A 6,347-nucleotide genomic window follows, 5' to 3' on the forward strand; every position below is an offset into this window, starting at 1 on the left:
AAAACTCTACCGTTACGGTCTACAAGGAATTTTGTGAAATTCCATTTAATTTGTTCAGATCCAAGTAAACCTTTCGCTTCTTTCTTTAAATAGTCAAAAATGGGTGCAGTATTTGGACCATTAACTTCTACTTTATCAAATAATTGGAATGTTACTCCATAGTTGATTTGACAAAAGCTTTCAATATCTTCATTTGTTCCTTTTTCGCCACTACCAAATTGATTACAAGGGAAACCTAAAATCTCTAATCCACTATCTTTGTATTTAAGATGTAAATCTTGAAGCTCTTTATATTGATCTGTAAAAATACATTTACTAGCTGTATTTACAATTAACATTACCTTCCCTTTGTAATCCGCCATTGATTTTTCTACGCCTCTATTTGTTTTTACTTTATAATCATAAATTGTTGTCATTTTTATTTCCTCCAATTTATTTAAATATTGTAATGAATCGGGACGATATTTTTATTATCTGTTCCCTATGACAACAATATACTACACTACTGTATAGCGGTCAATTAAATAGTGTGCTATTTAAAATGGTAAATAATTTCATTTTGTTGGTTGAGGCTTTTTAGTCAAAAAAAATATCTAAGAAAACATTGAATCTATCTATGTTCTCTTAGATTATCTTATATCTATCGTGCGATATCATAAGCTTTTTGCAATAATTCTTTTGATTTGTCCAGGAAACCAAAATAGCTCTCTTCCGTCTTACAAATCTTCTCGAAAATTGAAATGGATACATCTTTTAATTCGTTCTGTAATGCTGCTCCTCTATCTGTCAAACCTATTTCAACCCTTCTTTCATCTTCAGCAGAACGTTTTCGATAGACCAAATTCGCTCCTTCAAGTCTTTTTAATAAAGGGGTTAATGTGGCAGAATCTAGATAAAGGCGTTCTCCCAGTTCAGTCACCGTGCAAATTTTCTTTTCCCAAAGTAAAACTAGTACCAAATATTGTGGATAGGTTATGTTAAATTCACTTAGAATGGGCCTATAAATACGTGTAATCTCACGAGATGCAGCGTATATATTAAAACATAGCATGTCTTCTAATGTCGTGACTTCTCTATTAGTCATGTTAGTAGTCTCCTTTTCAATAACAGTGTTACTGTATTTAGTTTACCTTATTTTAAGGTTGACTATAACTAAATAGTGCACTATTTTATAGGAAAGTATTGTTCAAACGTTAAAAAAGATGACTCAATTAATAAGTCATCTTAACTTTGTATATCATTTACTCTAATACATTATATAAACATTATTTAATGATCAATCTTCATTAAATTTCTTAAATACTAAAACAGCATTATGACCTCCAAAACCAAATCCATTGGAAATCGCGTAATTTACTTCCGTATTTATTGGATTGTTTGGTACATAATCAAGGTCACAGTCCTCATCAGGATGTTCATAATTAATAGTTGCAGGAATCAAATTGTCTGAAATGCTTTTAAGGGTGATAATGGCTTCAACTCCGCCTGCTGCACCAAATAAATGTCCCGTCATTGATTTGGTTGAACTGACTTTTAGCTTGTAGGCATGTTCACCAAAAACATTTTTAATCGCTCTTGTCTCTGATTTATCGCCTTCTGGTGTACTCGTACCATGTGCATTTATATAATCAATTGCTGTTGTTTCTATGTTCGCCATTTCAATCGCTAGCTTCATTGCTCGAACTGCACCATTATAATCTGGTGACGTAATATGATAGGAATCTGTGGTAGATCCATACCCAATAATTTCTCCCAATATTGTTGCCCCTCTATTTTTCGCATGTTCATATTCCTCAAGCAACAAAATACCAGCTCCTTCAGACATTACAAAACCGTCTCGTGTCTTATCGAATGGACGACTCGCTGTAATTGGTGAATCATTATTCGTTGACATGGCTTTCATTCTTGAGAAACCGGCGAAAGATAATGGATTGATCGACGCTTCTGCTCCACCTGCTAATATGGCATCGGAATAACCATGGCGGATATTTAAAAATGCTTCACCAATCGCATGATTACCAGTTGCACAAGCGGATACCGGTGAAAAACTTGTACCTCTAAATCCCGTTTTAATCGCTACAATTCCAACAGCCATATTTATAATCATCATTGGTGCCATAAATGGAGATACTTTTCTTGCGCCTTTTTCTAATAAGGTTTGATGATTCTCTAGAACGGTATCTATTCCGCCAATTCCTGAACCGATGAATACCCCCAGGCGATTTTCATCCTCATCTTTAATGTTTAATCCAGATTGATCTAAAGCTTGTTTTGCAGCTGCATAGGCATATTGGACAAATTTATCAAACTTACTTAACTCTTTTTTATCTAAATAATTTTCAGGTGAAAAATCATCAATCCTTCCACCAATTTTAGTATTTATGTCTCCATAACCTTCAAATTCAATCTTTTTAATGCCGGATTTTCCCAACTTAATATTATTCCATAAAGTTTCCACATTATTTCCTAATGGGGATACGGCACCATAGCCTGTTATTACAACTCTGCGTTTAATAGCAAACCCCTCCTATGAATAGAATTAACACTCCTAGACAAAAGACCGAATGGTCTCTTTTTTTCAAAAAAGAACAACCGGTCTTTTTTAGTTAATACCATAGGCACCGTTATGTCAAGAATTGAACACGATAATAGGACACTATAATTTATAAAGATATTGCTAGGAACCGAACTTCATAAATCCAAACATTAGAAATCCTAATCCTAATAAAACATTCAAAATCACAGATATCATTCAACAGAAACTAAATACAGATTAGTTATTAATCGGAATCTGTCTTATCCAAACAAATACATGAAGATATTCGGATATATTTTTCGAAGAGCAAAATATAAAAAACCTCTCGTGAAATTCCTTAATTAAGGGTATTTCGAGAGGTTTTTCCTTTACCGGATTTTATTGTCTTGCTTTAGATAACTGTCTTTCTTTATAGCTCTTCTCTAATGCCCTATTCTCATTTATAAAGTTCATTAATAATTCAATAAAACCTTTTGCAGCTGATCCAATATATTTTTGCTTATGGTGGACAATAGACACTTTCTTGATGAAAGCTGGATTTGTTATTTTAATAGCCTTTAAAATCCCTGTATTTTCCAGAGAGAAGAGTGTACTAGATATAATGGTAGCCCCTATTCCTTCCTCGACTAGTTCCAATATCGACTTTGAATCGGTTGATTCAATGATAGGCTGGATGACAACGCCTACAGATAGACACGCATCGGCAAATAATTTCCTAAAACAATGGCCAATTGGATTTAATATTAGCGGAATATTGCGAATCTCACCAAACTCAATTTCGTCTCTCTCAGCCCAAGCATGATCCTTTCGCACGACTAAATAGAATTCATCCTGGTATAAAGGAATTTGAATAAAACTATCATCTGGTCTTGGCATGAAGGTTAGAGCCAAATCAATTTCGTTTTGTTTTACCTTCTCTACCGGGTCATCAAGCGAAAATAACTGTATCTGAACGTGAGGGTACTTAGCATGAAACTCTAATAAAACCTTGGAGGCTATAAGACTTAAGTCACCAGAAAGTGCCCCTATCACTAATTTCCCTCTTTTCACATTTTGTAGTTCCTCTATTTGTTCAGTAGCATATTTTAAATTTTCGAACACTATTTTACAATGTTCAAGAAGGATTTTGCCAGCTTCCGTGATAGCTATTTTTTTACCTAAACGATCAAATAAACGTACACCCAGTTCGTCCTCTAACGCTTTCATTTGATAGCTTAAGGTAGGCTGACCAATTCTTAGTTTTTCAGCAGTCTTTGTAAAATGGAGCTCTTCACATAGGGCCATGAAATATTCTAATTGTCTTAGTTCCAAGATTTTTCACCCCTTTGAACGTTTCATTTTTATATAGAATGATACAATCCGTCTATCATTCTAAGTTCATCATGATATGTGACAGTTCACGCATTTGTATGGATGGTGAACTGTCTGTCCTATAATCTGACACTTTCAATCTATCTTAATAGATTTCTACATGGACAACAATTTATTTACCTTGAACTCGAATTGTTGAAAGCGTTGTCCACTTTACTTGATCCTGAGCTTATTTGAATACGTATAATCCTACGGTGACTCAACGACAGGTGTTGACTTCGCATTGTACATGACGGCTCGAATCATCATGTTGCCAAACTGTGTATCCGTATTGTTTTCCCAAGTTCCATTATACAAAAACCAATTTCGGTCATGGAAAGGACTACTTTGATCACTATAGAGACTTGGTGATTTAGCAGCTGAAGAAGCGTCAGGCTGGACATAGACTAAGTAGAAATCTCCCGTGACAAAAATGTTTTTATCTGCTAAATCAACATGAGTCCACTCTCCATCTAACCGCGCATCAGCGTCAAATGGACCTGCGATTCTTTTACCAGGGGCCCCGTTAAGACCAGAAGAATCATAAACTGCTACTTGAAACCTAGTCGATCCCGGGCTGGGGAATTCAGTATTCACTTTAAAGAGTCCACCTGTCAGCCAAGTTTTCGTGACTCCTTCTTCCAATGACATTTTAATTGCAAAGCCATTTTTGGCACCTAACCAAAACCATGAATTTTCAGAAGTTCCATCATCATAGCCGATTTCTCCCGGAGTTCCCAAAAACCTTTCCAATTCAACATTCTGTTTGGTTTTCTTTTTCGACTGGAGTGTAATCGAGTCACCATAATAAACATAATCTTTCTTAAACACATGTAACGTATAGGTACCTTCATAGGCAGTAAGTGAAAATCTTCCTTTACTATCTGTTTTCACAGGTGTAATGGCGGCATCCTCAACTAACGAGATGGTGGCGTCAGGTATAGGTTTCCCTGTAGTTTGATCCTTCACTACCCCTTCTACTGTTCCTTTACCTAGAGGACTAAGAGTAAGGTTTGCTTCGACGATCCCGTCTTTTGGAATTGAAACGGCTTGGTCCTTGGTATGAAAACCATATGCCTCAGCGCGAAGTGTGAATTCTCCTGCCTTATGCGTCATAGAGAATCTTCCATTCGCAGGATTCGCTGCAACTGAGTAACCAGAGTCTACAAGTGTTACCTTTGCACCGATTGGCAATACATTCTGTGGTATAGAAGTATTCTCAACCATTGTAGACGTCGGAGCTAATAGATTTGTATACGGTTGTTTTTTTGTATGAATTTCCCCGGTAGCTTTTTTTATCTTACTGCCTACAAGCGGTTTGTCCGTTAGGGATATATCATCCAAGTACCAGCCATCGTGAGGTTCCCAATCAAATCCCGTTAGCCATGTAAACATATAGAAGCTGATATAAATCCGTTTTCCAGCGTAAGAAGAAAGATTCACTTCTGCATCAACCCAACCATTTGTAGAATACTCTAGTGGAATTCCATTTTCACCAAATTTAGTGGCTTCCGTTTTAGATAGTATTTCCCAATTTTGGCGGTCAGTAGAGACAAGGACCGCACCGAAATCGGTTGAACCGTCGACTCCATATGGACTAAAGTCATACCACTGCTTATACTGCAGGTATGAATTACCGTTTTTAGGTATGTCGATAGGAGGCATATTGAGATAAGAATTTGAAGAATCAGAGTGTGGCCCCTCTAGATTAGTTCCGTATACGTTTTCTCCTGAGAAAGCTTGGTTAGGTCCTGCTGCTGGACTGCCCCATTCCCAATCGTTATTCCATCCTTCTGAATACCAGCCTTCAGGAACAGCTTCTAAATCTTGAAAATAACCAATTGTAATAGCAGGTTTAACTTCTGCTTTAAATTCCGGAGAAGTGATTTGGTTTTGGCCATAATCAACGATTTTCCACTTATACGTAAATGTACCTTTCTTTACATCCTCACCTGGAACCACAGCTTGATAGGTCCCGTTCCTAAAATCACCAGCTGTTCTAGCTGCTGTTACCGTCTTCCATTGTTGTTCGGCTAAATATTGAATTTCTACAGTCTCTACACTGACGGTGTCTTGCACTTCCACTGTTAAGGGCAGCACTACCTGGTCGTACACAAAATCAGGAGCGGTATGCTGGTAGGTCGGATTTGCTTAATCTTTTCCATCATATACGACTAAACCTTCAACCCTCCCATTTCCAGTATTATTTGTTTTTATTGCATTGTAAGCGTTAATAAATCCATGGCCATACCCATAGTTAGGGGAAGACGGAAATTCTGTGTCTGTCAATGGGATGGCTGAATTGAACAGTATTTCCTCAATTTGGTCTATGGAGAGGGATGCATTTGCCTGCTTTAACAACGCTACGACTCCTGTAATATGAGGTGTTGCCATTGATGTACCACTCATCAGTTCATAGTCATTAGTAGGTACGGCTGAGCGAATATCGACACCTGGTGCA

The 6,347-nt window shown here is 36.8% G+C and carries 6 protein-coding genes; all 6 read right to left on the reverse strand.

Features of this window, described 5'->3' with window-relative positions; translation table 11 throughout:
* The coding region (locus tag CHI06_RS15035) for a glutathione peroxidase (RefSeq protein ID WP_095249420.1) at nt 1–416 on the reverse strand (416 nt) is incomplete at its 3' end.
* Nucleotides 417–640: 224 nt separating this feature from the next.
* On the reverse strand, nt 641–1,084 hold the full coding sequence (locus tag CHI06_RS15040; RefSeq protein WP_095249422.1) for a MarR family winged helix-turn-helix transcriptional regulator: 444 nt from the start codon (nt 1,082–1,084) through the stop codon (nt 641–643).
* Between the two features lie 192 nt (nt 1,085–1,276).
* Nucleotides 1,277–2,515 (reverse strand): beta-ketoacyl-ACP synthase II, encoded by a 1,239-nt coding sequence (fabF, locus tag CHI06_RS15045; RefSeq protein ID WP_095249424.1) that lies wholly within the window; start codon nt 2,513–2,515, stop codon nt 1,277–1,279.
* Between the two features lie 399 nt (nt 2,516–2,914).
* Nucleotides 2,915–3,847, reverse strand: coding sequence for a LysR family transcriptional regulator (locus CHI06_RS15050; protein WP_095249426.1), 933 nt, complete (start codon nt 3,845–3,847; stop codon nt 2,915–2,917).
* Nucleotides 3,848–4,096: 249 nt separating this feature from the next.
* Nucleotides 4,097–5,971, reverse strand: coding sequence for a carboxypeptidase regulatory-like domain-containing protein (locus CHI06_RS15055; protein WP_095249428.1), 1,875 nt, complete (start codon nt 5,969–5,971; stop codon nt 4,097–4,099).
* Nucleotides 5,972–6,037: 66 nt separating this feature from the next.
* On the reverse strand, nt 6,038–6,347 hold a 310-nt coding region (locus CHI06_RS15060), incomplete at its 5' end, for a S8 family serine peptidase (RefSeq protein WP_179292630.1).

It is taken from the genome of Bacillus sp. 7884-1, assembly GCF_002272245.1.
Taxonomy (GTDB): Bacteria; Bacillota; Bacilli; order Bacillales; family Cytobacillaceae; genus Neobacillus.

Coding starts and splice junctions, on each gene's coding strand:
- CHI06_RS15040 (WP_095249422.1), bottom strand. CDS start 1,084: ATGACTAATAGAGAAGTCACGACATTAGAAGACATGCTATGTTTTAAT.